Annotated in this window: 20 protein-coding genes; 6 read left to right on the plus strand and 14 right to left on the minus strand. The window is 71.2% G+C overall.

Annotated elements, in window-relative coordinates:
* Positions 1–3 precede the first annotated feature (3 nt).
* From ACIBCU_RS13175 to ACIBCU_RS13240, 14 genes are all read right to left on the minus strand, one after another.
* The gene (locus ACIBCU_RS13175; protein ID WP_362928152.1) at positions 4–852 is read right to left on the minus strand and encodes a TatD family hydrolase; all 849 of its coding nucleotides are present in this window, start codon (positions 850–852) and stop codon (positions 4–6) included.
* Positions 849–1,487 carry an EboA domain-containing protein gene (locus tag ACIBCU_RS13180; RefSeq protein ID WP_399231236.1) on the minus strand — a complete coding sequence of 213 codons (639 nt, stop codon included), beginning with the start codon at positions 1,485–1,487 and terminating at the stop codon, positions 849–851. The genes ACIBCU_RS13175 and ACIBCU_RS13180 overlap by 4 nt, the downstream gene beginning before the upstream one ends.
* On the minus strand, positions 1,481–2,344 hold the full coding sequence (locus ACIBCU_RS13185) for a sugar phosphate isomerase/epimerase family protein (RefSeq protein ID WP_362928156.1): 864 nt from the start codon (positions 2,342–2,344) through the stop codon (positions 1,481–1,483). The genes ACIBCU_RS13180 and ACIBCU_RS13185 overlap by 7 nt, the downstream gene beginning before the upstream one ends.
* Positions 2,341–3,426 (minus strand): SCO3242 family prenyltransferase, encoded by a 1,086-nt coding sequence (locus tag ACIBCU_RS13190; RefSeq protein ID WP_399231238.1) that lies wholly within the window; start codon positions 3,424–3,426, stop codon positions 2,341–2,343. Before ACIBCU_RS13190 ends, ACIBCU_RS13185 begins: the two co-directional genes overlap by 4 nt.
* Positions 3,423–4,541 carry an inositol-3-phosphate synthase gene (locus tag ACIBCU_RS13195; protein ID WP_399231240.1) on the minus strand — a complete coding sequence of 373 codons (1,119 nt, stop codon included), beginning with the start codon at positions 4,539–4,541 and terminating at the stop codon, positions 3,423–3,425. Before ACIBCU_RS13195 ends, ACIBCU_RS13190 begins: the two co-directional genes overlap by 4 nt.
* 94 nt (positions 4,542–4,635) lie before the next feature.
* Positions 4,636–8,343, minus strand: coding sequence for a ThuA domain-containing protein (locus ACIBCU_RS13200; protein WP_399231242.1), 3,708 nt, complete (start codon positions 8,341–8,343; stop codon positions 4,636–4,638).
* A 320-nt stretch (positions 8,344–8,663) separates the two neighbouring features.
* Positions 8,664–9,668: a sugar phosphate isomerase/epimerase family protein gene (locus ACIBCU_RS13205; protein WP_399231244.1), complete on the minus strand. Its 1,005-nt coding sequence runs from the start codon at positions 9,666–9,668 to the stop codon at positions 8,664–8,666.
* Positions 9,669–9,680: 12 nt separating this feature from the next.
* Complete coding sequence (locus ACIBCU_RS13210) at positions 9,681–10,901, minus strand: Gfo/Idh/MocA family oxidoreductase (protein WP_362928166.1); 1,221 nt, start codon at positions 10,899–10,901, stop codon at positions 9,681–9,683.
* Positions 10,902–10,948: 47 nt separating this feature from the next.
* Entirely contained in the window at positions 10,949–11,986 is a 1,038-nt protein-coding gene (locus tag ACIBCU_RS13215) for a substrate-binding domain-containing protein (RefSeq protein ID WP_399231246.1), read from the minus strand.
* 78 nt (positions 11,987–12,064) lie between these two features.
* Positions 12,065–13,117 (minus strand): ABC transporter permease, encoded by a 1,053-nt coding sequence (locus tag ACIBCU_RS13220; RefSeq protein WP_362928170.1) that lies wholly within the window; start codon positions 13,115–13,117, stop codon positions 12,065–12,067.
* Positions 13,114–14,637, minus strand: a complete 1,524-nt coding sequence (locus ACIBCU_RS13225) for a sugar ABC transporter ATP-binding protein (protein WP_399231249.1) — start codon at positions 14,635–14,637, stop codon at positions 13,114–13,116. Before ACIBCU_RS13225 ends, ACIBCU_RS13220 begins: the two co-directional genes overlap by 4 nt.
* Positions 14,638–14,863: 226 nt before the next feature.
* Positions 14,864–16,045, minus strand: a complete 1,182-nt coding sequence (locus ACIBCU_RS13230) for an ROK family transcriptional regulator (RefSeq protein WP_362928174.1) — start codon at positions 16,043–16,045, stop codon at positions 14,864–14,866.
* Positions 16,046–16,303: 258 nt separating this feature from the next.
* A complete protein-coding gene (locus ACIBCU_RS13235; protein WP_362928176.1) occupies positions 16,304–16,981 on the minus strand; it encodes a GntR family transcriptional regulator in 678 nt (225 codons plus the stop codon).
* 75 nt (positions 16,982–17,056) lie between these two features.
* Complete coding sequence (locus ACIBCU_RS13240) at positions 17,057–18,007, minus strand: beta-ketoacyl-ACP synthase III (protein WP_362928178.1); 951 nt, start codon at positions 18,005–18,007, stop codon at positions 17,057–17,059.
* A 278-nt stretch (positions 18,008–18,285) separates the two neighbouring features.
* Here ACIBCU_RS13240 and ACIBCU_RS13245 point away from each other — a divergent pair, with 278 nt between their 5' ends.
* The 6 genes from ACIBCU_RS13245 to ACIBCU_RS13270 all read left to right on the plus strand — a co-directional run bounded on the left by ACIBCU_RS13245 (position 18,286) and on the right by ACIBCU_RS13270 (position 25,318).
* Positions 18,286–19,275, plus strand: a complete 990-nt coding sequence (locus ACIBCU_RS13245; protein WP_399231252.1) for a 2-dehydropantoate 2-reductase — start codon at positions 18,286–18,288, stop codon at positions 19,273–19,275.
* Positions 19,272–21,227, plus strand: coding sequence for a molybdopterin oxidoreductase family protein (locus ACIBCU_RS13250; RefSeq protein ID WP_399231254.1), 1,956 nt, complete (start codon positions 19,272–19,274; stop codon positions 21,225–21,227). Before ACIBCU_RS13245 ends, ACIBCU_RS13250 begins: the two co-directional genes overlap by 4 nt.
* Complete coding sequence (locus ACIBCU_RS13255) at positions 21,218–23,155, plus strand: NAD(P)H-dependent oxidoreductase subunit E (RefSeq protein ID WP_399231256.1); 1,938 nt, start codon at positions 21,218–21,220, stop codon at positions 23,153–23,155. The genes ACIBCU_RS13250 and ACIBCU_RS13255 overlap by 10 nt, the downstream gene beginning before the upstream one ends.
* Positions 23,152–24,012 (plus strand): 2Fe-2S iron-sulfur cluster-binding protein, encoded by an 861-nt coding sequence (locus ACIBCU_RS13260; protein ID WP_362928184.1) that lies wholly within the window; start codon positions 23,152–23,154, stop codon positions 24,010–24,012. Before ACIBCU_RS13255 ends, ACIBCU_RS13260 begins: the two co-directional genes overlap by 4 nt.
* A 5-nt stretch (positions 24,013–24,017) precedes the next feature.
* Positions 24,018–24,866, plus strand: coding sequence for a formate dehydrogenase accessory sulfurtransferase FdhD (fdhD, locus tag ACIBCU_RS13265; RefSeq protein ID WP_399231259.1), 849 nt, complete (start codon positions 24,018–24,020; stop codon positions 24,864–24,866).
* Between the two features lie 203 nt (positions 24,867–25,069).
* On the plus strand, positions 25,070–25,318 hold the full coding sequence (locus tag ACIBCU_RS13270; protein ID WP_362928188.1) for a hypothetical protein: 249 nt from the start codon (positions 25,070–25,072) through the stop codon (positions 25,316–25,318).
* The last annotated feature ends 10 nt before the right edge of the window (positions 25,319–25,328 follow it).

Below are 25,328 nucleotides of genomic sequence, written 5' to 3' on the forward strand. Positions count from 1 at the left end.
GGTTCACTCCCCGCCGCGGAGGATGGAGTTGCCCTCGTGGAGCGGGCCCGGTGCGTCGAGGCCGAGCTGGAGCCGGCCGCTCTGCCCGTAGAAGGCGACGGGGTTGCGCCAGAGGACCTTGTCCACGTCGTCCTCGTCGAATCCGGCCTTCAGCATGGTGTCGGCGACCTTGCGGGTCTTCAGCGGGTCGCTCTTCCCCCAGTCGGCTGCGGAGTTGACGAGGATCCTGTCGGTGCCGTGGTTCCGCAGGACCGTGACCATGCGGTCCTCGTCCATCTTGGTGTCCGGGTAGATGGAGAATCCGGCCCAGCAGCCGCTGTCGAGCGCGTCCTTCACGGTCGTCTCGTTGAGGTGGTCGAGCAGGACCAGCTCCGGGGCGAGGACCGACTCACGGATGACGTCGATGGTGCGGTGCAGGCCGGCGAGCTTGTCGCGGTGCGGGGTGTGCACGAGCGCGGGAAGACCGTGGTCGGCGGCGAGCTGCAGCTGGGTGGCGAGTGCCTTGTCCTCGGCGGGGGTCATCGAGTCGTAGCCGATCTCGCCGACGGCGACGACGGAGTCCTTGACGAGGTAGCGGGGCAGCGCGTCCAGGACGGGGGTGCAGCGGGGGTCGTTCGCCTCCTTGGGGTTGAGGGCGAGGGTGCAGTGGTGGGCGATGCCGTACTGGGAGGCGCGGAAGGGCTCCCAGCCCAGGAGGGCGTCGAAGTAGTCGAAGAAACTGGCGGGCGAGGTGCGGGGCTGGCCGAGCCAGAAGGAGGGTTCGACGAGGGCGCGGACTCCGGCGTCGTACATCGCCTGGTAGTCGTCCGTGGTGCGGGAGGTCATGTGGATGTGGGGGTCGAAGATCCTCATCGGGCTTCCTCCGTGGACGTGGGGGCGGTGGCGGGCGCCGGGGCCGTGAGGTCGAGGACGGTCCGCAGACCGGCGGGGACGGCACGCCCCGCGGCAGTGCGTTCGGCTGCGAAGTCGCCGAGCATCCGGGCGAGTTCGGCGTCTCCGCGGGCGCGTTCGCCGAGCCGGTCGAGTGCTTCGACGGGGACCTCGGTGAAGAGGCACTTGAGGACGGCGTGCCGCCAGCCGTGCGCGTCGAGGTGGGCCGCGCCGTACGGGCCGACGGCCGCGGCGACCAGCCGGGTGTCGTTGGTGCGCAGGGCGTCCTCGACGAGCGGGAGCGCGGCGGCGCCGAGGTCGAGTCGGTGCAGGGTGAGGAGGACCGCGCGGCGTTCGGCGGCGGTGCCCTGCTCGTAGAGCCTGGTCACGGCGCGCAGCCCCGCGCGGGCTTCGACGAGCAGCAGTGCGCGCACGGAGTCGGCGTGCTCGAGGCCGCAGTGCCTTCCCGCCGACGCGAACCGCAGCTCCCAGGGCGGGTTGCCGCTGTCCGCACCGGGGTGTGCCGCTGCGTGCGCGGCCTCGGCGAGCGCTTCGTCCAGCCAGGCCCTGGCCGCCCCCGGGAGCCGGTCGTCGAGTTCCTTACGGCTGATCAGCATGGTCCGGCTCCGCTCGTCGCCCCGGTGGCCCGGCGCAGGAAGTCGATGGAGCTACGGGCGAGTTCGGGGCCCGCGTGGGAGTGCCGGGGCAGTTCGACGACGGTGAGGCCGGAGTATCCGGTGGAGGCGAGCGCTTCGAGCACCGGCGGGAAGTCGATCTCGCCGTCACCGAACGGCAGGTGTTCGTGGACGCCGCGTCGCATGTCCTCGATCTGGACGTGGCGCAGCCAGGGGGCGGCTTCCTTCACGCAGTCCACGGGCGAGGCCGGCTCGAGGCACTGGCAGTGGCCGATGTCGAGGGTGAGTCCGAGCGGGCCCGGGTCGCCGAGGAGGGTGCGGAGGTGGTGGAAGTCGGCGAGCGTGGCGAGGAGGTGGCCCGGTTCGGGTTCGACGGCGAGCGGGATACCCGCGCGGTCGGAGGCCTCCAGTACGGGGGCGAGGGCCTCGGCCAGCCGCTGCCACGCGGTGTCCGTGGGGGTGTCCGCCGGGGTGATGCCGCTGAAGCAGTGCACGGCGTGCGCACCGAGGTCCGTGGCGACCTCGACGGCGCGGACCAGCAGGGCGGTGCGGGCCGCGCGGGCGTCCGGGTCGGGGTCGAGGAGGGACGGACCGTGTTTGCGCCGGGGGTCGAGGACGTAGCGCGCCCCGGTCTCGACGGTGACGCCCAGGCCGAGTCCGGTGAGCCTGCGGGCCACCTGGCGGGTGCGGGCGGCGAGGTCCGGCGCGAGCGGGTCGAGGTGCATGTGGTCGAGGGTCAGGCCGACCCCGTCGTAACCGAGGTCGGCGAGGAGCCCGAGGGCGTCGTCGAGCCGGAGGTCGGTCAGCCCGTTGGTGCCGTAACCGAGGCGGAGGGTCATGTCGGGCTCACTTTCCGGGCGAGCGCGCGGGCGAGGGGGACGAGCCCCATGACCGCGAGCCCGTTGACGGGCGCCCCGGCCCTGGCCGCGAGCGCTGCCTGCAGCGGGATCATCGCCCGGATACCGCCGCCGACGGCGCGCTGGGTGAGGGGCGGGGAGGGGTTGAGTGCGGCGTGGAGAAGGGGGACCGCGGAGGTGCGGAGGTAGGCACCGGCGAAGGCCGGGAGCAGGAGCCGTACGGCGTGGGCGGGAGGGCCTGCTGGCTCCCCCGGAGCTGTCCGGCCGCGCAGGACGGTGGCCCCGAGGCCGGCGACACCGGCCAGCGCCGCCAGCGGTGCGGCGGTGGATCCGCCGTGCGCCTCGTGGCGGGAGACTGCGGTCACGGCGTAGGTGTGCGCGCCGAGCAGGAGAGCGGCGGGGAGCGCCGCGGCGGGGGTGCGGCCGGGTGCGGGCCGGGTGGCCGTGGCTGTCCCTCCCCCGGCAGCAGTCGCCTTCGACATCGTTGCCACCGCGGCGGTCGCGCCGAGCAGCAGGTCCAGGGTGCGGGCCGAGGCCATCGCGGCCGGCCCGAGCTTCGTGTGCTTGAGGCGCAGGTCGTAGGCCCAGACCGTGGCCGCCAGGCCGGATGCCACCGCCAGTGCGGGGCGGCCCGCCCGTGCGGCAAGGGCCAGGCCCGCCGCCGTCAGGACGCCCGCGGCGGCCAGGGCGGCCTCCGGCGCGACACGGCCCGAGGGGATCGGCCGGTGCGGGCGGTCTACGGCGTCCTCCTCCCGGTCCGCCCAGTCGTTGAGCGCCATGCCCGCCTCGTAGAGGCAGAGCGAGGCACCGACCGCGAGTGCCGTGCCCCGGCCGGGACGCCGCCCCGCGGCCGCGGCCCCGGCGAGCGCGTCACCGGGCACGGTGAACAGCGCCGACACCCGGAGCAGCTCCGCCCAGGCCCGCAGGCGCGCGCGGGCGGGGGGCCTGTCCGGTGCGGGCGCAGTCCCGCCTGCACCGGACAGGCTGTACGGGGGCGCCGCCGGGCGGGAGCCCAGCAGCCGCGCGGCGCCGGTCACCGCCGCGAGCAGCCGCAGCGCCTTCACCGGGCGGCCCGCAGGCGTTCGGCGAAGGCCAGCAGCTCGGCGTACTGCTCGGACAGTGCGGCCGGTCCGCCGTCGGGGTCCTTGAAGTAGAAGCCGAGTTCGGGCCGGGGCCCGCTCAGGCCCGCCTCGTGGGAGCGTGCCAGCAGCCGGGCCAGGTCCAGGACCAGCGGTGCGGCGAGAGCGGAGTCGCAGCCCTGCCAGATCGTCTGGAGGATCATCCGCGAGCCGAGGAAGCCGTCGAAGGCGATGTGGTCCCACGCCGTCTTCCAGTCGCCCATCGCCGGTACGTCGTCGATGTGGACCTCGCCCTCGGGGGCCGACCCGAACGTGTCGGCGAGCACGCGTTCCTTGCCCGCGTTCTTGGCGGCCGCCGCGGCCGGGTCGGCCAGCGCCGCCCCGTCCCCGCCGCCCAGCAGGTTCGTGCCCGACCACGCCCGCACCGGCAGTGCGCGCTGGACGAACATCGGTGCGAGCACGGAGCGGAGCAGCGTCTGGCCCGTCTTGCCGTCGCGTCCGGCGTGGGGAAGTCCGCAGGAGTCGACGGCGTCCTGGAGGTGCGGGCTGCGCAGCCCGGTGGAGGGGGTGAAGTTGGCGTACGGGCAGCCGGCGCGGAGCGCGGCCGCCGCGTAGAGGGAGCTGGCGGGCAGGCGGGAGTCGTCCTCGCCGGGGGCCGGTTCGGTCGAGGCGACGTTGATGACGACCGTGCGGGCCAGCTCGTGGCGGTGCGCGAAGTCCTCGATGTCGGCGGCGAAGGCGGCGATGAGCTCCTCGTCGGTGCGGGTGTCACCCTGGAGCGGCCCTCCGAGGCGTATCTCCGCGTCGGCGGCGGTGAGTTCGGCCTCGACGGCGGAGGAAAGCCCGTGCGGGAGCACTCCCCCGGCCGCCAGGGCCTCGGCCCGCTTGGGCAGGGGACAGTCGAGGGTGTCGTGGCCGCCGAAGACGAGGGTGGTCAGCGGTGGCAGCCCGCTGTCGGCGAAGGGTGGTGTCTCGGTGACCATGCCGGTCGGCGGGTGGAGCCCTGCCGCGACGGCCGCGCACCCGGCGGTGGCGGTGGTGGCGACGGAGCCGCGTGCTCCGATGAACCAGACTCCGGTACGAACGGCACGTGCGGTCACGGGCTGCCTCCCTGGGGGCTGAAGAGGGATGGTGGACGGTGGGCGGGGAAGAGGAACGCTTCCCCGCCCACCACCGGCGCAGGAGGTCGCCGCCCTACGTGGAGGGCAGCTCCTTCAGCTGGATGTCACGGAAGGACACCTGGTCGTCGGCTCCGTGGTTCTGGAGGCCGATGTAGCCGTTCTTGAGGCTGCGGGCCGGGTCGGTGTTGGTGAAGTCGTTGATCTTCACCCCGTTGAGGAAGACCTGGAGCCGCTCGCCCTGGACCTTGATCTCGTAGCTGTTCCACTGGCCGGGCGGCCGCAGAACCTGGTCACGGGCCTTGATGTTGGCGGATTTGAAGGTGTAGACGGCGCCGGTCGTGCGGTCCGCCGCGTCGGTGGCGTCGATCTGGACCTCGTAGCCGTTGTTCACCGCGGACCACGGGTCGTCCGACTCGGGGAAGCCGACGAAGACGCCGGAGTTGTCGTCGCCCGCCATCTTCCAGTCGAGCTTCAGCGAGTAGGACTTCAGCTCCTTGGCCTGGTAGGTCAGGAGGCCCATGCCGCCCTCGGAGCGGAGCTCACCGTCGGCCACGGCGAACTTCCCGGGGCCGGCCTGCTTCCACCCTTCGAGCGTCTTGCCGTTGAAGATCGACCGGTAGCCGGTGTCCGGCTGGCAGTTGGCCTTCACCTGCCCGGCCGCGTAGCGCAGACCGCCCAGCAGATGCTGCCGGAAGGCGGGTTCGGCGTAGGACTCCTTGGTGTGGCCGAGGCCGGTGTAGAAGGAGCGGCCGCCCTGGTACGCCTGGCACCAGGCGATCGGGTGGTCACCCTTCATGTTGCCGCCGGTGTACGTCGTCTCGTCCAGGGTGGCGAGGACCTGGGCCTTGTCCCGGGGGTTGGTGCGGTAGTTGTACCACTCGTCGGTACGGTCCCACGCCTCGTCCAGGTGCGCGGTCGCCGGGTGGTCGTGGTTCTCCACACGGACGGTCGCGGGCTGGATCTGCGGGTGCGAGTGGAAGTACGCCCCGACGAGCCCACCGTAGAACTCCCAGTCGTACTCCGTGTCGGCTGCGGCGTGGACGCCCATGTAACCGCCGCCGGTGGAGACGAAGTTCTCGAACGCCTTCTTCTGGTCGGCGTTCAGGACGTCACCGGTGGTCGACAGGAAGACGACCGCGTCGTAGCGCGCCAGGTTGCTGGTGGTGAACTGTCCGGCCTCCTCGGTGGAGTCGACCGTGATGTTGGTGTCCTTGCCCAGTTCCTTGAGCGCGGAGATGCCCTCGGGGATCGAGTCGTGCCGGAAGCCGCCCGTCTTCGAGAAGACGAGGACGCGCTTCGCTGTCCGGTCGGCCGGGCTGTTCGAGAGTTCGAAGTCGTCGACGTCGTACAGGGCTCCGGAGCCTCCCTTGAAGACCAGGAAGAGCTCGGTGGCCTTCCTGGGTGCGCCGCGCAGCGGCACGTCGATGTCCTGGAACGTGTCCCAGCTGCCGGTCACCGGGACGGGCGCGGAGCCGAGGATCTTGCCGGTGGGCGATCCGGCCCGCACCTCGAGGAAGCCTCCCGCGCCGGCCGAGGAGGTCCGGGCGGTGAGCTTGGTGGAGCCGTCGAGGATGTACGGGGTGAAGGAGATCCAGTCGTTGTTGTCGATGTCACCGACGGTCCTGCCGCCGTGCGCGCTGGTCTTGCTCGGCGTGGTGACACCGGAGGAGTTGTCGAAGTGCTCGGCCTGGCGGTGGCGGGGCTGGAGCTTCGCCCCGTCACGGCCGGTCAGCGCGGCCTGTCCGCCGCCCCCGCCGTCGGTGTAGGACGCCGAGATCCCGCCGTAGATGTTGGCGTTCGGGTCGTGGCCGCCTTCCATGGCGGTCTTGATGGTGCCCTCACAGCCGTGCTCGCTGGTGATGTCGTGGCCGTGGCTGTCATGGCCCAGGGTGAACTTGACCTCGACCTTGGAGCAGTCGATGGTGCCGTCCTCCGGGTCGGTGACGGTCACCTTGAAGGGCACCTCGTCGCCGAACTCGAACGGCTGCCCGTCGGCCGGAGCCTGCAGCACGACGGTGGGCGCCGTGTTGCCGACGGTGACGTGCACGCTCGCCGAACCGGTGCGGCCCGTCGGGTCCTCGGCGGTCACGGTGGCGGTGTAGGTGCCGTTCTTCTTGTACGTGTACGTGGGGTTGGCGGCCGTGGACGTGCCGCCGTCGCCGAAGTCCCAGGCGTACGTGAGCGCGTCGCCGTCCCCGTCGGTCGTGCCCTCGGAGGAGAACTTCACCTTGAGGGGCGCGGTGCCGGAGGTCTTGTCCGAGGACGCCTCGGCGATGGGCGAGCGTCCGCCGGTGGCGTTCTCGATGCGGTACAGCGCCGAGTGCTCGTCGCCGCCGAACCAGGAGAGGCCGTAGTCCAGGACGTACAGCGCGCCGTCGGGGCCGAAGGCCATGTCCATGATCTGGGTGCCGGTCCACGGGATGTCGTTGATGGACTGGACCGCGCCGTCCGCGTCCTGCTCGATGCGCTTGATCCACTGCCGGCCGAACTCCCCGGCGAAGAAGTCACCGTCGTACTCCTCGGGGAACTTCACCGGTGAGTCCAGGTCCGCGTCGTAGTGGTAGACGGGCCCGCCCATCGGGGACTCCGAGCCGGTGCCGAACTCGGGTACGGACGCGCCGTCGTACGGGATCCAGGCTGCCTGCGCCGGCGGCAGGTCGACCAGGCCCGTGTTGTACCGCGACTCGTTCTTCGGGGCGGCGCAGTCGAAGGCCGGTCCGGAGGTCTGCGTCGCGAAGTCGTAGTCCCGGTACGGGTCGTTGTCACCGGTGCAGAAAGGCCAGCCGAAGTTGCCGGGCTTCGTCACCCGGGCGAACTCGACCTGCCCGGCCGGTCCGCGGTTCGGGTCCGCCGCGCCCGCGTCGGGGCCGTAGTCACCGACGTACAGGATGCCGGTGGCCTGGTCCACGCTGAAGCGGAAGGGGTTGCGGAAGCCCATCGCGTAGATCTCGGGGCGCGTCTTGTCCGTGCCCGCGGCGAAGAGGTTGCCCTCGGGGACGGTGTACGAGCCGTCGTCGGCGACCTTGATGCGGAGGATCTTGCCGCGGAGGTCGTTGGTGTTGCCGGACGTGCGGCGGGCGTCGAAGGCGGGGTTGCGGTCGGCCCGGTCGTCCAGCGGGGAGAAACCGTCGGACGAGAACGGGTTGGAGTCGTCGCCCGTCGAGAGGTAGAGGTTGCCCTGCGCGTCGAAGTCGATGTCGCCACCCACGTGGCAGCACATGCCGCGCGTGGTCGGGATGTCGAGGACCTTCTTCTCGCTGGCGTTGTCGAGGGTGCCGTCCTCCTTGAGGACGAACCGGGAGAGCCGGTTCACGCCGTCGAACTTCGCGAAGTCGGCGGCGGTGCCGTTCTCCGGGGCGTCGCCGGCGGGGGTGTCCAGCGGGGGCGCGTAGTAGAGGTAGATCGCGCGGTTCTCCGCGAAGTCCGGGTCGATCCCGACGCCCTGGAGGCCTTCCTCGTCGTGCGAGTAGACGGGGATGGTGCCGGAGACCCGGGTGTTGCCGGCGCTGTCCGTGATCCGCAGCTCGCCGCTGCGCGAGGTGTGCAGCACGCTGCGGTCGGGGAGCACCGCCAGCGAGATGGGTTCGCCGGTCTCGGCCGCACCCTTCGCGAGGGTGACCTGCTGGAAGTCCTCCGCGGCTGCCTGCGCGGCCGTCGCCTTCGGGGCGTCGGCGGTGGCGGCGGGCGAGGAGCCCAGGGTGAGGGTGGCGGCGGCGAGGAGCCCGCCGGTGAAGAGAGCGAGTGTTTTTCGGGCGCGGAGCCGTCTGCTGCTTCTGTGCACGTGCGTCCTCCGGAGTGTGCCGGTTGTACGGGCGGGTGCGTTGTGCCGTTCCGCGCGGGGACTGCCGCGCCGGCCTCCGGGGGCTCCTTACGGGACCCCCGGTGACGCGAGTCATGTCGTGTACACGTAGGGGACCGTAGCTGTGTTCGTCCCGTACGGAAAGCCCTTGCGCAGGTGCCGAGTTGAACTTTTACCCACGTCAGGACAAAGGCGGTCCAGGGCATGGCTGACCGCCCCGCCGGGCGGACCGGCCCGCGGGGGTGGCGAGGCGCGGGGTCGGGAAGCGGAGCCCTCGAAGAGAGCCCCGCCCCTCTCCCCGGTTAGTCGCCCCCGCCGAACGCCGCGTCGAACGACGCGCTCGGCGGGTCGAAGTCGAACCGCTTCAGCGACGCCAGCGCCTCGGGCGCCCCCGTCAGCCGGTCCATGCCGGCGTCCTCCCACTCCACGGAGACCGGCCCCTCGTACCCGATGGACCGCAGCATCCGGAAGACGTCCTCCCAGGGAACGTCGCCGTGCCCGGCCGAGACGAAGTCCCAGCCGCGCCGTGGATCGCCCCAGGGCAGATGGGAGCCGAGGCGCCCGTTGCGGCCGTCGAGGCGCTTGCGGGCCTCCTTGCAGTCCACGTGGTAGATCCGGTCCCGGAAGTCGTACAGGAAGCCGACCGGGTCGAGGTCCTGCCACACGAAGTGGCTCGGGTCGAAGTTCAGCCCGAAAGCGGGCCGGTGGCCCACGGCCTCCAGGGCGCGGTGCGTGGTCCAGTAGTCGTACGCGATCTCGCTCGGATGCACCTCGTGGGCGAAGCGCACCCCCTCGGCGTCGAAGACGTCCAGGATCGGGTTCCACCGCTCCGCGAAGTCCTCGTAGCCGCGTTCGATCATGTGCGGCGGGACCGGCGGGAACATGGCGACCAGGTGCCAGATGGAGGACCCGGTGAAGCCGATGACCGTGTCGACGCCGAAGGCCGCCGCCGCCCGGGCGGTGTTCTTGATCTCCTCGGCGGCCCGCTGCCGGACGCCTTCCGGCTCCCCGTCCCCCCAGACGCGGGCGGGCAGGATCCCCTGGTGGCGTTCGTCGATCGGGTTGTCGCAGACGGCCTGGCCGACCAGGTGGTTGGAGATCGCCCAGCATGTGAGACCGTACTTGTCGAGGAGCTGTCGCCGGCCGTCGAGGTAGCCGGGGTCCGACAGCGCCTTGTCCACCTCGAAGTGATCGCCCCAGCAGGCGAGTTCGAGCCCGTCGTAACCGAAGTCCCGGGCGTGCCGGCAGACGTCCTCCAGCGGCAGGTCGGCCCACTGGCCGGTGAAGAGAGTGAAGGGACGGGGCATGCGCGGAACCTCCTAGAAGGGAACCGGGGTGTATACGGAGTTCTTGGCGGCGCTCTCCTCGACGGCGGCGAGCACCCGCTGCACCTGAAGCCCGTCGGCGAACGACGGCACGGGGGCGCGCCCTTCGGTGATGGCGCGCACCACGTCATGGGCCTGGTGCACGAAGGTGTGCTCGTAGCCCAGACCGTGGCCCGGCGGCCACCACGCCTCCAGGTAGGGGTGCTGGGGTTCGGTGACGAGGATCCGTCGGAAGCCGGCGCTGGTCGCGGGTTCGGTGTGGTCGTGGAAGGAGAGCTCGTTGAGCCGCTCCAGGTCGAAGGCGATCGACCCGAGCTCCCCGTTGATCTCCAGGCGCAGGGCGTTCTTACGCCCGGCGGCCATCCTGGTCGCCTCGAAGGAGGCCAGGGCCCCCGACGCCAGCCGCCCGGTGAACAGGGTCGCGTCGTCGACAGTGACCGCTCCCCGCGCGGTACTGTCACCGACCCCTGAGAGCCCGGCGGCGGCCCCGGCGAGCACGGGCCTCTCGCGTACGAAGGTCTCGCTCATCGCCGACACCCCGACCAGCGTCTCCCCGGCCAGGTACTGGGCGAGGTCGACGATGTGCGCTCCGAGGTCTCCCAGTGCGCCGGATCCGGCGCGCTCCCGCTCCAGCCGCCAGGTGAGCGGTGATCCGGGGTCGACGAGCCAGTCCTGGAGGTAGGTGGCCCGTACGTGCCGCAGGGCGCCCAGCCTGCCCTCCTCGATCATCCGGCGGGCGTAGGTGAGAGCCGGCACCTTGCGGTAGTTGAAGCCCACGATCGCCACCTGGCCGCGGGCCGCCGCCCGCTCCGCGGCCTGAGCCATGGCTTCCGCCTCGGCGACCGTGTTGGCGAGCGGCTTCTCGCAGAGGACGTGCTTGCCCGCCTCCAGGGCGGCGATGGCGATCTCCGCGTGGCTGTCGCCCGGGGTGCAGATGTCGACCAGTTGCACATCGTCCCGGGCGATCAGGGCGCGCCAGTCGGTCTCCGCGGCAGCCCACCCGTGCCGGACGGCCGCGGCCTCGACGGCCGTCCGGTCACGTCCGCAGATCGCGGCGAGAGCGGGTCGCACCGGCAGGTCGAAGACATGTCCCGCGGTGCGCCACCCCTGGGAGTGGGCCGCACCCATGAACGCGTATCCGACCATGCCGACACCGAGCGTCGCCGTCGGCGGCGGCCCCTCGGTCTCCTGCTCCGTTTCATCCCTGCGGGCCATGCGGGCTTCCTCCTCGTCGGTGGTTCGGTGGCTGCGGCGGTGCGGGATCAGCTGAAGCCCGTCGGCAGGTACTGGTCGATGTTGTCCTTCGTGACCACGGCCGAGTACAGGGTCAGCGAGGTCGGGATCTCCATCTCGGAGAGGCCGGCGACGCCCTTGCCCTGGCCGAGTGCGCGCGCCAGGTCGATCGCGGAGGCGGCCATCGTGGGCGGGTAGAGCACGGTGGCCTTCAGGACGCTGTTGTCGGCCTTGATGGCGTCCATCGCGGACTTGGCACCCGCACCGCCGACCATGATGAACTCGTCGCGGCCGGCCTGCTGGATGGCCCGCAGCGCGCCCACACCCTGGTCGTCGTCGTGGTTCCACATCGCGTCGAACTGCTTCTGCGCCTGGAGGAGTTGCGCCATCTTCGCCTGGCCCGACTCCACGGTGAAGTCTGCGGCCTGACGGGCCACCAGCTTGATGTTGGAGTAGTTCTTCAGCGCGTCGGCGAAGCCCTGGCTGCGCTGCTTGGTGAGTTCCAGGTTGTCGATGCCGGCGAGCTCGACGACCTTGGCGTTCGCCTTGCCCTTGAGCTGCTCACCGATGTAGTGCCCGGCGTTGAGGCCCATGCCGTAGTTGTCGCCGCCGACCCAGCAGCGGTAGGCCTGCGGTGAGGCGAAGACGCGGTCCAGGTTGACGACGGGGATGCCCGCCTTCATCGCTTCCAGGCCGACCTGGGTGAGTGCCTTGCCGTCGGCGGGGAGGATGACGAGGACGTCGACCTTCTTGTTGATGAGGGTCTTGACCTGGCCGATCTGAGCCGCGGTGTCGTTGGATCCCTCGGTGATCTCCAGGGTCACCTCGGAGTACTTCTCCGCCCGCGACTTGGCGTTCACGTTGATGGCGTTGAGCCAGCCGTGGTCGGCCTGGGGTCCCGCGAAGCCGATGGTGACGGGCTTGCCGGGCTTGTCGTCGGCGGCGGGCTGGTTGTTCTGGGCTGTCTCCTTCTCCTTGGGCTCGTTGCTGGTACAGGCGGTGAGGAGGGCTCCCGCGGAGACGGCCGCGGTGCCGAAGAGCAGTCCTCTGCGGCTGGTTTCTGGCATGGCTGTCAAACCCTTCATCCGGTGCGATACGTACGGAACAGCGGGTGGGTGATCAGTGCTCTGTCAGGCAGGGGGAACTCAGGTCTCGCCGCCGCGCAGTGTGCGGTGCTGGACGAGGACGGCGGCGACGATGATGGCGCCCTTGGCGATCTGCTGGACGTCGCTCTGCAGATTGTTCAGGGCGAAGATGTTGGTGATCGTGGTGAAGACGAGGACCCCGAGCACGGATCCGACGATGGTGCCCCTGCCGCCGCTCAGCAGGGTGCCTCCGATGATCGCGGCTGCGATGGCGTCGAGTTCGTACAGATTGCCGTTGGTGTTCTGCCCGGAGCCGGACAGGATGATCAGCATGAAGGCCGCGATGCCGCAGCACACGCCGGAGAGCAGATAGAGGTAGAGCCGCTGGCGGCGTACGTCGATGCCGGCGAGCCTGGCCGCCTCCGCGTTGCCTCCGATGGCGACCGTACGGCGTCCGAACGTGGTCCGGTTCAGGATGAGCCAGCCGACGACCGTGACCGCGGCGAAGCCCAGGACCAGCGGTGGGATGCCCAGGACGTACGAGTCGGGCAGGCCCAGATCGAGGACGGACTGGACGGTGACGATCTGTGTCTTGCCGTCGGTGATCAGAAGGGCGAGTCCACGGGCCGACGCGAGCATGGCGAGCGTCGCGATGAAGGGCACCATCCGCCCGTAGGCGATGAGGACCCCGTTGACGAGCCCGGCGGCGAGGCCGACGATCACCGCGGTGAAGAGGATACCGGCGAAGCCGAAATCCTGGGTGGCGAGCGTCGTGGCCCAGACGGACGCGAGGGCCACCATCGCGCCGACCGAGAGGTCGATGCCGCCGCCGATGATGACGAGGGTCATACCGACGGTGACGACCCCGATGACGGAGGACTGCGTCAGGATCAGCTGGAGGTTCCCGGTGTCCAGGAACGCGTCGGGTTCGGTGATGCCGCCGACGAGTGCCAGGACGGCGAGTACGCCGAGCAGCGACAGGTTTCGGACATCGGCTCGCAGGCCGAGTGCGCGCGGTCCGCCGCCCTGCTTCGAGGGCGGCGCGGCCACGGGGCCGGTCGCGGTCCCCTTGTCGGGCCCTTGGTGCTGCGCCGACGGTGCGGGCTGTGTCATGACGTCGGGCTCCCTTCCATGACGAGGTCGAGGACACGGTGCTCGTCGAGCTCCCTGGCATCGGCCGTGTGCACGACACGGCCCTCCCGGAGCACCAGCACCCGGTCGGCGAGGCCCAGCACTTCGGGCACTTCGCTGGAGACGAGCAGAACGGCGAGGCCTTCGTCGGCCAGCCGGCGGATCACGGCGTAGAGCTCGGCGCGCGCGCCGACGTCGACGCCGCGGGTCGGTTCGTCGAGCAGCAGGACCCGGCAGCCGCGCAGCAGCCAGCGGGCCAGGACCGCCTTCTGCTGGTTGCCGCCGGAGAGGGTGCGGACAGCGGCGTCCGGGTTGTCGGGCCGCAGGGAGAGTTCCCGGGTCGCGGTCCTTGCTGCGGTGCGCTCGGCGCCCCGGTCGAGCCAGCCGCCGCGGGCGAACCGGGACAAGGAGGAGATCGAGACGTTGCGGGTGACGGATTCCGTCAACAGCAGCGCCTGCGCCTTGCGTTCCTCGGGGGCCAGGCCGATTCCTGCGGCCACGGCGGCCCGGACGCTGCCGGCCCGCAGCGGAGTGCCGTCGACGACGACACGGCCGGCGGTCGGCTTGCGCGCACCGTAGACGGTCTCCAGGATCTCGGAGCGCCCGGAGCCGACGAGGCCGGCCAGGCCGACGATCTCACCGGGCATGAGCTCCAGGTCGACGGGCTCGAACTCCCCCTTGCGGCAGAGGCCTTCGACCCTCAGTACGGGTTCGGCCGTGGCCCGGGTGCCGGGGCCGGGCCGCTCCGGGAAGACGAACTCGACGTTGCGGCCGGTCATCATGGCGACGATGTCGTTCGTGGGGGTGGAGTGGGCGGGCAGCCCGACGGCGACGGCCCTGCCGTCCTTGAGCACCGTCACCCGGTCGCCGATGCGGCGGATCTCCTCCAGCCGGTGCGAGATGTAGACGACGGCCACCCCGTCGGCGGTGAGCCCGTCGACGATGCGGAAGAGGTTGTCGACCTCGTCGGGGTCAAGGGCCGCGGACGGCTCGTCCATCACGATGAGCCGTACGTCGTGGGAGAGCGCCCGCGCCATGGAGACGATCTGCTGGTGGGCCGCGGACAGGTCGCCGACCAGGCGGGCCGGGTCGATCTCCGGGTGTCCCAGCCGCTTCAGGAGCGCGGCGGCCGTGGTGCGGGCCTCCCGGGTCCGGACGACGAAGCCCGCGCTGGTCGGTTCATGGCCGAGGAAGACGTTCTCCGCGACCGAGAGGCCCTCCACCAGGTCGAGTTCCTGGTAGATGGTGGCGATTCCCAGCCGCATCGCGGTGATCGGCGAGGACAGCTGGACGGGCTCGCCGCGCCAGGTGATGGCGCCGTCGTCGGGCTGATGGGCCCCGGCCAGCACCTTGATGAGGGTGGACTTGCCGGCACCGTTCTGGCCGAGGAGGCAGTGGACTTCACCGGCCAGCACCTCCAGGTCCACGCCGTCGAGGGCGCGCACACCGGGGAACGACTTGGTGATGCCGGACATCGTGAGCAGAGGTGGTTCTGGTGCCATGACGAATCCCCTCGGCGGGTGGGTTCTCCCCTGCTCGGACGAGGCCGAGATTCCGGGGAAGGCCGGTGAGCGGGCAGGGGGCAGTGCCGGCGGTGCCGTACTGCTGACGGAACTGCTGGGTGGTACCGCTGTGCGCGTGCTGTGCGGTCCTGCGGGCGGAGCTCGGAACAGGCTGCTTACGGAGGTGACTGCGGAACGCGTGCCGAACGGCGCGCCGGCCCGGACATCAGGCCGGCGAGAACAGGTGGTCGCTGATGAGCCTGGCCGCGCCGGTCACCCCGGCGACGGGCCCCAGCTCACCGAGGACGATGGGGAGGTTGCCCGTGGCCAGCGGCAGGGACTGCCGGTAGACCTGGGTGCGGACACTGGCCAGCAGGTTGTGGCCGAGCCCGGTCACCCCGCCGCCGATCACGACGAGGCCCGGGTTGAAGAAGCTGACGAGTCCGGCGATGACCTGACCGACCCGGTTTCCGCCCTCGCGGATCAGGTCGAGCGCCGTGGGGTCGCCGGCCGCGGCCGCGGCGGCCACATCGATGGCCGAGAGCTTTCCGGCAGCTTCCAGCCGGGCCGCCAGCTCCGGGGACCGTCCGGCCCGGGCCGCGTCCTCGGCGTCGCGGGCGAGGGCGGCGCCGCTGAAGTGGGCTTCCAGGCAGCCCTTGTTGCCGCAGGCGCAGGCGCGTCCGTCCGGTTCCACCTGGATATGTCCGATGTCTCCGGCGCTGCCCGTCGTGCCGCGGTAGACGTCTCCGCCCACCACGATGCCGCAGCCGATACCCGTACCGATCTTGACGCAGAGGAAGTCGCCCACGGAACGGGCGACGCCCGCGTGCTGCTCCCCCAGTGCCATCAGGTTCACATCGTTGTCCACCATGACGGGGCAGCCCAGTTCCTGGCTGAGCGCCTCGCGGACCGGGAAGCCGTCCCAGCCCGGCATGATCGGCGGAGCGACCGGTACGCCTTCGGGGAAGCGGACGGGTCCCGGTACCCCGATACCGGCGCCGTCGAAGCCTTCGGCGAGCCCGGAGGCCCGGAGCTTCGCCGCCATCGCCAGCACCTGGTCGAAGATCGCGACGGGTCCTTCCCGTACGTCCATCGGATGGTTGAGGTGCCCGAGGACCTCCAACTCGGCGTTGGTGACAGCCACATCGATGGACGTGGCACCGATGTCGACGCCGAGGAAGCGCAGTCCCGGGGCGAGCCGGATGTTGTGGGACCTGCGCCCGCCGCGGGACGCGGCGAGCCCGTCGGCCACGACGAGTCCGGTCTCCAGGAGCCGGTCCACCTCGACGGCGAGCTTGGAGCGTGAGAGATCGACCTGATCGCCCAGCTGTGCGCGGGAGTTGGGCCCTCCGTCGCGCAACAGCCGGAGCAGTCGCGCCTGGTGCGTGTTCGCGGGTCGTGCCGTCATACGTCTCACGTGTCCCTCCCCGCCACATCGGCCAGTCCGTCGGGCTTTCGAGGGGAACGTAGCAGCGGTTTACCGGAGTGGGAAGAAGTTGCGCATGAATCCGCTCCAACTTTCTCCACACTCAGGACAAAGATGCGGCTCGCGAGCAGCATCCGATGACCCCGGTGTGCGGGGTGCCGGGTCGGGAGCGCGCGAAAAGGCCGGGGCGTCCTGCTGCCCCGGCCTTCGGTCAGGCGGTGGTGTCCGGTCGGACGGTGATCAGGCCTGTTCGCGCCGGTGGTACGTCTGGCGCGTGTGCTCGGTGTGTGCCCGCATGATCGTGGTCGCCCGCTGTTCGTCCCTTGAGGCGATCGCCGCGATCAGCTCCCGGTGCTCGATCCAGGACTGGGTGCCGCGCTGGCGGGCCACAGGCGTGTAGTACCAGCGGACCCGGCGGTCCACCTGGGCGGCGAGCTCGGACAGGACGACGTTGCCCGCCAGCTCCATGACCTTGGCGTGGAAAGCGGCGTTCGTGGCGACGGCGAGGTCCACGTCGTCGGCGGCGACGGCCCGTTCCCCCTTTGAGCACAGCTCCTCCAGGGCCTCGATGCCCGGCCGTCCGGAGTGGGCGGCGGCCAGCCGGGCGGCCTCCGCCTCCAGCAGGGTGCGGACCGAGAGCAACTGGTCCGCCTCCTCCTCGGTGGGTTCATGGACGAACGCGCCCTGCGCGGGGCGCAGATCGACCCAGCCCTCGGTGTTCAGCCGCTGGAGCGCCTCGCGCACCGGCTGCCGCGACACTCCCAGATGGCCCGCGAGCTCGCTCTCGACCAGGTGCTGGCCGGGGCTGAGGGCGCGCGTGGTGATCAGCTCGAGGAGCGCCTCGTAGACGCGCTCGCGCAACGGTCCCGGCCGCTCCAGCTTCGGCACCGTTCCTTGCGGCAGTCCTGCGGACAACATCGCGGTCCCCCTCCGGGCGCCCGGGCCATTGCTTATCGTCTACAGTCTACCGAGCACAATGCCACGCCGGGGGCCTCAAGGGCAGCGGATCACCTGACCCGCGTACGAAAGATTTCCGCCGAAGCCGAAGAGCAGGACCGGCGCACCGCTCTCGACCTCGCCTCTTTCCACCAGTTTGGACAGGGCCATCGGGATCGAAGCGGCCGAAGTGTTGCCGGAATCCACCACGTCCCGGGCGATGACGGCGTTGACCGCCCCGATCTTCCGGGCGACGGGTTCGATGATCCTCAGGTTGGCCTGGTGCAGCACCACCGCGGCGAGGTCCTCGGGCGTGACACCGGCCCGTTCGCAGACCGCGCGGGCGATCGGCGGCAGTTGCGTGGTGGCCCAGCGGTAGACGGACTGCCCCTCCTGCGCGAATCGCGGGGGCGTGCCCTCGATCCGTACGGCGTTGCCCATCTCCGGCACCGAACCCCACAGGACGGGGCCGATCCCGGGCCTGTCGCCCCCTTCGGGGTCGGCGGTGACGACGGCCGCACCCGCACCGTCGCCCATCAGGACGCAGGTGGAGCGGTCCGTCCAGTCGACAATGTCGCCCATCTTGTCGGCGCCGATGACGAGGGCCCGGGTGGCGGCTCCGGCCCGGATGGCGTGGTCGGCGGTGGCGAGCGCGTGGGTGAACCCGGAGCAGACCACGTTGATGTCCATCACGGCCGGTGAGCCCATGCCCAGGCGGGCGGCGACCCGGGCGGACATGCTCGGCGACCGGTCGATGGCCGTGGAGGTGGCGACCAGGACCATGTCGATGTCCGCCGGCTGGAGTCCGGCCGAAGCGAGGGCCTTGGCCGCGGCGTGGGCGGCCAGATCGTCCACGGGTTCGTCGGGCCCGCCCACATGCCGGGTCCTGATGCCGACCCGGCTGGTGATCCACTCGTCGCTGGTGTCGACCATGGCCGCCAGATCGTCGTTGGTGAGGACCTTGGCAGGCTGGTAGTGGCCGAGCGCCACGACACGTGAGCCGGTCATGTACGGGTTCCCCTCGCTACGTTTGGCAGGAACTATCCAGTCTTGGTTGCTACCGACCGGTACGGGGGCACCTAACCCCACAGGAATACGGGCCCGAGGTTGGAGCGTCTCGAACAGCCCCCCGGGAACTCTCGCGGACACTCCGGAGTACCTGCCGGAATCGCGTACGGGCCAGGCACCCGCTGTCACGAGTATTGACCCTCCCTGAAGGCATACTGTAGACAATATTCTGTCGACTTGACACCCTCGCTCGGTCCTCTCACCGAACGGAGAGCCCCGTGAAAGTCGCAGTTGTCGGCGCCGGAGCAATAGGCGCCTATGTCGGGGCCGCGCTCCACCGCGCGGGCGCCGACGTCCATCTCATCGCCCGGGGCCCGCATCTGGCGGCCATGCGCCGTGACGGTGTGCGCGTGCTCAGCCCCCGCGGTGACTTCACCGCACGGCCCGCCGCCACCGACGACCCCTCGGAGGTCGGGCCCGTCGACTATGTGTTCCTCGGCCTCAAGGCCAACTCGTACGCGGTGTCGGGGCCGCTGGTCCATCCGCTGATGCACCGCGACACCGCGGTGATAGCCGCCCAGAACGGCATCCCCTGGTGGTACTTCCACGGCCTCGGCGGCCCGTACACCGGCCGCCGGCTCCACAGCGTCGACCCGGCGGGCTCGGTGAGCGCCACGCTGCCGCCCGAACGCGCCATCGGCTGCGTGGTCTACGCCGCCACCGAGATCGAGGCACCGGGCGTGGTGCGCCACCTCGAAGGCACCCGGTTCGCCATCGGCGAGCCGGACCGGACGGTGTCCAGACGCTGTCTGGACTTCAGCGAGGCCATGGTCGCGGGCGGACTCAAGTGCCCCGTGGAGTCCGACCTGCGCAACGACATCTGGATCAAACTGCTCGGCAACATCTCCTTCAACCCGATCAGCGCGCTGGCCCGCGCCACCATGGGCCAGATCTGCCGCCATCCGGACACCCGCGCACTCGTGGAGTCGATGATGCGCGAAACCCTCGAAGTGGCGGCGGCCGTCGGCTGCCGCCCCGAGATCTCCGTGGAGCGGCGCATCGCGGGCGCGGAGCGCGTCGGCGATCACAAGACATCCACCCTCCAGGACCTGGAGAAGGGCAAACCCCTCGAACTCGACGTGCTGCTCGCGGCCGTCGTCGAGCTGGCCGAGCTGGCCGGAACGCCCGTACCGACGCTGCGCGCCGTGCACGCGCTCGCGGATCTCCTCGCCACCACGTCCTCGGCACCGGCAGGGAGCGCACCATGAAGACCGAACGCACAGGCGGCCGGAGCCGGAAGGGCCGGCAGCCGAAGACGTACGAACGCCTCACCCACCCCCTCGTCCGCGGGGAGGACGGCGAGCTGCGCCGGGCGAGCTGGGAGGAGGCGCTGGCCCGAGCGGCTGCCGGGTTCCGGCAGACCCGCGAGGCACACGGTCCCGACGCCTTCGCGATGCTGTCCTGCGCCCGGGCCACCAACGAGATGAACTACGTGGCCCAGAAGTTCACCCGCGTCGTGATGGGCACCAACAACGTCGACTCCTGCAACCGCACCTGCCACGCCCCGAGCGTCGCGGGCCTCTCGGCCGCCTTCGGCTCCGGCGGCGGCACGTCCTCGTACGAGGAGGTGGAGCACACCGACCTGATCGTGATGTGGGGCTCCAACGCCCGTTTCGCGCACCCGATCTTCTTCCACCACGTGCTCAAGGGCATCCGCAACGGCGCCCGGATGCACGTCGTCGACCCGCGCCGCACCTCGACCGCCGAATGGGCGGAGAGCTGGCTCGGTCTCAACGTCGGCACCGACATCCCGCTCGCCCACGCGATCGGCCGCGAGATCATCCACGCGGGGCTGGTCAACAAGGCCTTCGTGGACCGCGCGACCAGCGGGTACGAGGAGTACGCCGCGCTCGTCGAACCCTGGACCCTGACCGCCGCCGAGAAGGTGACCGGGGTCCCGGCCGAGGCGATCCGGGACCTCGCCCACGCCTATGCCACGGCCGAACGGGCCCAGCTCTGCTGGACCCTGGGCATCACCGAACACCACAACGGCACCGACAACGTCCGCGCGCTGATCAACCTCTCCCTGCTCACCGGCCATGTCGGGCGGTACGGCTCCGGGGTCCAGCCCCTGCGCGGGCAGAACAACGTGCAGGGCGGCGGCGACATGGGCGCCATCCCCAACAAACTCCCCGGCTTCCAGGACATCCTGGACCCACCCGTCCGGCAGAAGTTCGAACGGTCCTGGGACACCGTCATCCAGCCGCGGTACGGCAAGACCCTCACCCAGATGTTCGAGGCCATGGAGACCGGCGAACTGCGCGCGGTGTACTGCATCGGGGAGAACCCCGCGCAGTCGGAGGCCGACAGCGACCAGGCGGTGCGCCGGCTGGAGGCCCTCGACCATCTGGTGGTGCAGGACATCTTCCTGACCAGGACCGCCCAACTGGCCGACGTGGTCCTGCCCGCCACCGCCGCCTGGGCCGAGACCGACGGCACCACGACCAACAGCGAACGGCGCGTGCAGCGGGTCCGGGCCGCGCTCGTGCCGCCGGGCGAGGCCCGCGAGGACATCGACATCATCTGCGCCATGGCTGAACAGTTGGGCCACGACTGGAAGTTCGAGGACTCCGAGGCTGTCTGGAACGAGCTGCGATCCCTCTCCCCCGACCACTTCGGGATGACATACGAACGGCTCGCGGAGCACCAGGGGCTGCAGTGGCCCTGCCCCGACACGGAGAAGCTGCCGTCGAGCTTCCTGCACGCCCGGCTGTGGGAGACCGATCCGGACCGGCGCGGCCCCGCGGCCCCCTTCGGTCTGGTGCAGCACGATCCTCCGGTCGACCTCACCGACGAGTCCTACCCGCTGCGGCTGACGACCGGGCGGCGCCTGGACTCGTACAACACCGGTGTACAGACCGGGAGTTACGCGTCACCTCTGCGCCGGGGCGAGTACATCGAGCTGTGCCCCGAGGACGCCGAGTCGTACGGCGTCTCCGTGGGCGAGGAGGTGCGCGTCTCGTCGCGGCGGGGCAGCGTCACCGCGCCCGTCTGGATCGACCCCGGGCTGCGGCCGGGTCTGGCCTTCATGACGATGCACTTCCCCGACGAGGTCGACACCAACCAGCTGACCATCGAGGCGAACTGCCCGATCGCCGGCACCGCCGAATTCAAGGCCTCCGCCGTACGGATAGAGAAGCTGGTGCCCGCATGGACCTGAGGTACACCGACGCGGCCCCGTCCGACGCCGAACGGGAAGCGGTGGACGCCCTGTTGGGCCCTCCGCCGTCCGGCTGGGAGGGCGCCGCCGAGCGCACCGACGAGGACCTCCGCTGGGCGAGGGGCGGTGCCGCCGCGGCCAAGGACCGCCGGGACCAGCTGCTGCCCGCACTGCACGCGGTGAACGACCGCGTGGGCTGGATCAGCGAGGGCGCCCTGGACTACATCTGCCGGCGGCTCACGGTCGCCCCGGCGGAGGCGTACGGCGTCGCGACCTTCTACGCCATGTTCTCGGTGCGGCCCCGTCCGGCGAAGGTGCTCCACGTCTGTACGGACCTGGCCTGCGCCGCCCGCGGCTCGGCGGCCGTGTGCGCGGATCTCACCGAGCGCCTGGGTGCTCCGGGCACCCCGGCCGAGGGCACGGTCTGGCAGGAGAGCCCCTGCCTCGGCCTGTGCGAACGGGCCCCGGCGGCGCTGCTGCTCCAGGCGGGGGCAGATCCGGCCCCTCCGGTGTTTGAGGAGCGGGGGTCCGGGGGCGGAGCCCCCGGCGACGGGAAGGGGAGGGGAGGGGAGGAGCCCGCCGCAGGCGCCGTCCGCTGCTCCGCCGTGCTCGCCCCCGCCACCGCACCCGCCCTCGTCACCGCCGCCCGGGCCCCCGAGTCGGCCCCCGCCGAGCCCCCGGCCGCCGCAGCCGTCCCCCAGGCCGGCGACCCCGCCCTCGTGCTCCTCAGGCGGATCGGCACCGTGGACCCCGCCTCGCTCGACGACTACCGCTCCACCGGCGGCTACACCGCACTGCGCCGCGCCTTCACGCTCGGCCCCGCCGGGGTGGTCCGCGAGGTGCTGGAGGCCGGACTCGTCGGCCGGGGCGGCGCCGCCTTCCCCACCGGACGCAAGTGGCAGGCGACCGCCCAGCAGGCCGACGGCCCGCACTATCTGGTGTGCAACGCGGACGAGAGCGAGCCCGGCACCTTCAAGGACCGGGTGCTGATGGAGGGCGATCCGTACGCCCTGGTCGAGGCGATGACGATCGCCGGATACGCCATCGGCGCCCACCAGGGCTACATCTACCTGCGCGGCGAGTACCCCCGCGCGTACGAACGGCTCGACCACGCCCTGACGAGCGCCCGTACCCGCGGGCTGCTCGGCCCCGACGTCCTCGGGCAGGGGTACGCCTTCGACATCGAGATCCGGCGCGGCGCGGGTGCGTACATCTGCGGCGAGGAGACCGCGATCTTCAACTCGATCGAGGGCCAGCGGGGCGAGCCGCGCTCCAAACCGCCGTTCCCGGTGGAGAAGGGCCTCTTCGGCAAGCCGACCGCGGTCAACAACGTCGAGACGCTGGTGAACGTGCTTCCGATCCTGGAGCACGGCGCCGCCGCGTACGCCGCGACCGGCACGGAGACGTCCACCGGGACCAAGCTGTTCTGCGTCTCAGGCCAGGTGGCCCGCCCCGGCATCTACGAACTGCCCTTCGGCGCGAACCTCCGGGAGCTGCTCGACCTCGCGGGTCCGCCCGAGCGGCTGCGGGCCGTGCTCCTCGGCGGGGCGGCGGGCGGCTTCGTACGCCCCGACGAGCTGGACGTCCCGCTGACCTTCGAGGGCACCCGCGCGGCGGGGACGACGCTCGGCTCGGGGGTGGTCCTGGTCCTGGACGACTCGGTGGAACTCCCCCGCGTGCTGCTGCGCATCGCCGAGTTCTTCCGCGACGAGTCGTGCGGCCAGTGCGTGCCCTGCCGGGTGGGGACGGTCCGCCAGGAGGAGGCCCTGCACCGGATCGTGGACCGTACGGGCGCCGGGGCCGCCGAGGACATCGCGCTCATGAGAGAGGTGGGGCAGGCCATGCGGGACGCCTCGATCTGCGGTCTCGGCCAGACAGCGTGGAACGCCGTGGAGTCAGCCATCGACCGTCTGGGGGTCTACAAGTGACCACTGTGCCGCTTCAGCCGCCGCGCCGACTCGTCTCTTTCACGCTGGACGGCGAGGAGACCCGCGTCCCTGAGGGATCGACGATCCTGGACGCCTGCCGGTCGGCGGGCAAGGACATCCCGACCCTGTGCCAGGGGGACACGCTCACCCCGAAGAACGCCTGCCGGGTGTGTGTGGTCGAGGTGGAGGGCTCCCGCACGCTCGCCCCGGCCTGCTCCCGGCGCGCCGAGCCGGGCATGACGGTCCGTACGGACACGGAGCGGGCCCGGCACAGCCGGAAGGTGGTCCTGGAGCTGCTCGCGTCGTCGACGGACCTGTCCACGACGCCACGGGCCGAGGAGTGGATCAAGGAGTACGAGGCGAAGCCCGAACGCTTCGGCGCGGACGCCGCCCGGATGAACGAACAGCCGAAGATCGACAACGAGCTGTACGTCCGCGACTACGACAAATGCATCCTCTGCTACAAGTGCGTCGACGCCTGCGGGGAGCAGTGGCAGAACACGTTCGCCATCGCAGTCGCGGGACGCGGTTTCGATGCCCGTATCTCCACCGAGCACGATGCCGCGCTTCCCGACTCCGCCTGCGTCTTCTGCGGGAACTGCATCGAGGTGTGCCCGACCGGCGCGCTCTCGTTCAGCACGGAATTCGGCATGCGGGCGGCCGGGACGTGGGACGAGGCCGCCCAGACGCAGACCACGACCGTCTGCGCCTACTGCGGTGTGGGGTGCAACGTGACCCTCCACGTGCAGGAGAACGAGATCGTCAAGGTCACCTCGCCGCACGACAACCCCGTGACCCATGGCAACCTCTGTATCAAGGGCCGTTTCGGCTACCAACACGTACAGAATCGGGATTGACGGTTATGGGACGGGTCACCGAGCGTCGCCGCACGATCCGCATCCGGGACGGGGCGGTCACGACCCGCCCCGACACCCTCGTGGCCGAGGAGCCCCTGGAGATCCGGCTGAACGGCAAGCCGCTCGCCATCACGATGCGCACCCCGGGCGACGACTTCGCGCTCGCGGCGGGCTTCCTGGTGAGCGAGGGCGTGATCGGCGAGGGCTCCGAGGTGCAGTCGATCGTGTACTGCGCGGGGGCCACGGCCGACGGTGTGAACACGTACAACGTGGTGGACGTGAAGCTCGCGCCCGGCGTCGTGGTCCCCGACATCACGCTGGAACGCAACGTCTACACCACCTCGTCCTGCGGACTCTGCGGCAAGGCGAGCCTCGACGCCGTCCGCACCACGACCCGCCATCCCGTCGCCGACGCTCCCCCGGTCCGGGTGACGCCCGCACTGCTCGCCGCCCTCCCCGACCGGCTGCGCGAGGCGCAGCGGGTGTTCGACCGGACCGGGGGTCTGCACGCCGCGGCGCTGTTCTCCCAGGAGGGCGAGCTGCTCGACATCCGGGAGGACGTGGGCCGCCACAACGCGGTCGACAAGCTCGTGGGGCGCGCCCTCACCGACGACCGTCTGCCGCTCTCGCAGGCGATCCTGCTGGTGTCGGGGCGGGCCTCCTTCGAACTGGCGCAGAAGGCGGTGATGGCGGGGATTCCGATGCTGGCGGCGGTCTCGGCGCCGTCGTCGCTGGCCGTGGACCTCGCGGCCGAGAGCGGTCTGACCCTCGTCGGCTTCCTGCGGGGGCAGTCCATGAACGTGTACGCGGGTGACCACCGCATCGCCCTCGAGGCGACGGTGGGCCGGGGCTGAGACTGCCCGCCCCGCTGCACGGGGCAGGGCCCGGCCGGCGGGGAGCGCCCCCTGCGCCGGCCGGGCCTCTCGTGCGCATCAGCCGACGGCCGGCCAGGACTTCGCGGTGGCCCCGCCGACGTCGCCGCGGCGCGCGGCAGGGTTCCACCCTCTGCTGACCGAATCGTCCTGACGACGCAGTCGGCACTCCGGACGGATTCGTCGTGACGATGTACTCCGTCCCCGGTCTGCTGCGCCGCAGCGAGTGGTGGCCGGCTATGAGCCTGAGCGTCGGCGCCGCGGTAGGAGCGGTGGCGGTACTGACGTCGGGGCAAGGGCGGCGGTACCGGGTCGCCGCCTCGGTCATGACACTCATGGGGGTCGCAGCCCCTCTGGTCAACAGGCTCCGGGGCCGCCACCACCCGATTCGGAGGTTCGTCGGAGCGCCCACGGGTCAGCCGTACGGCCGGTGAGTCCGTAGGA

The sequence above is a fragment of the Streptomyces sp. NPDC051064 genome (assembly GCF_044455985.1).
Lineage (GTDB): Bacteria > Actinomycetota > Actinomycetes > Streptomycetales > Streptomycetaceae > Streptomyces.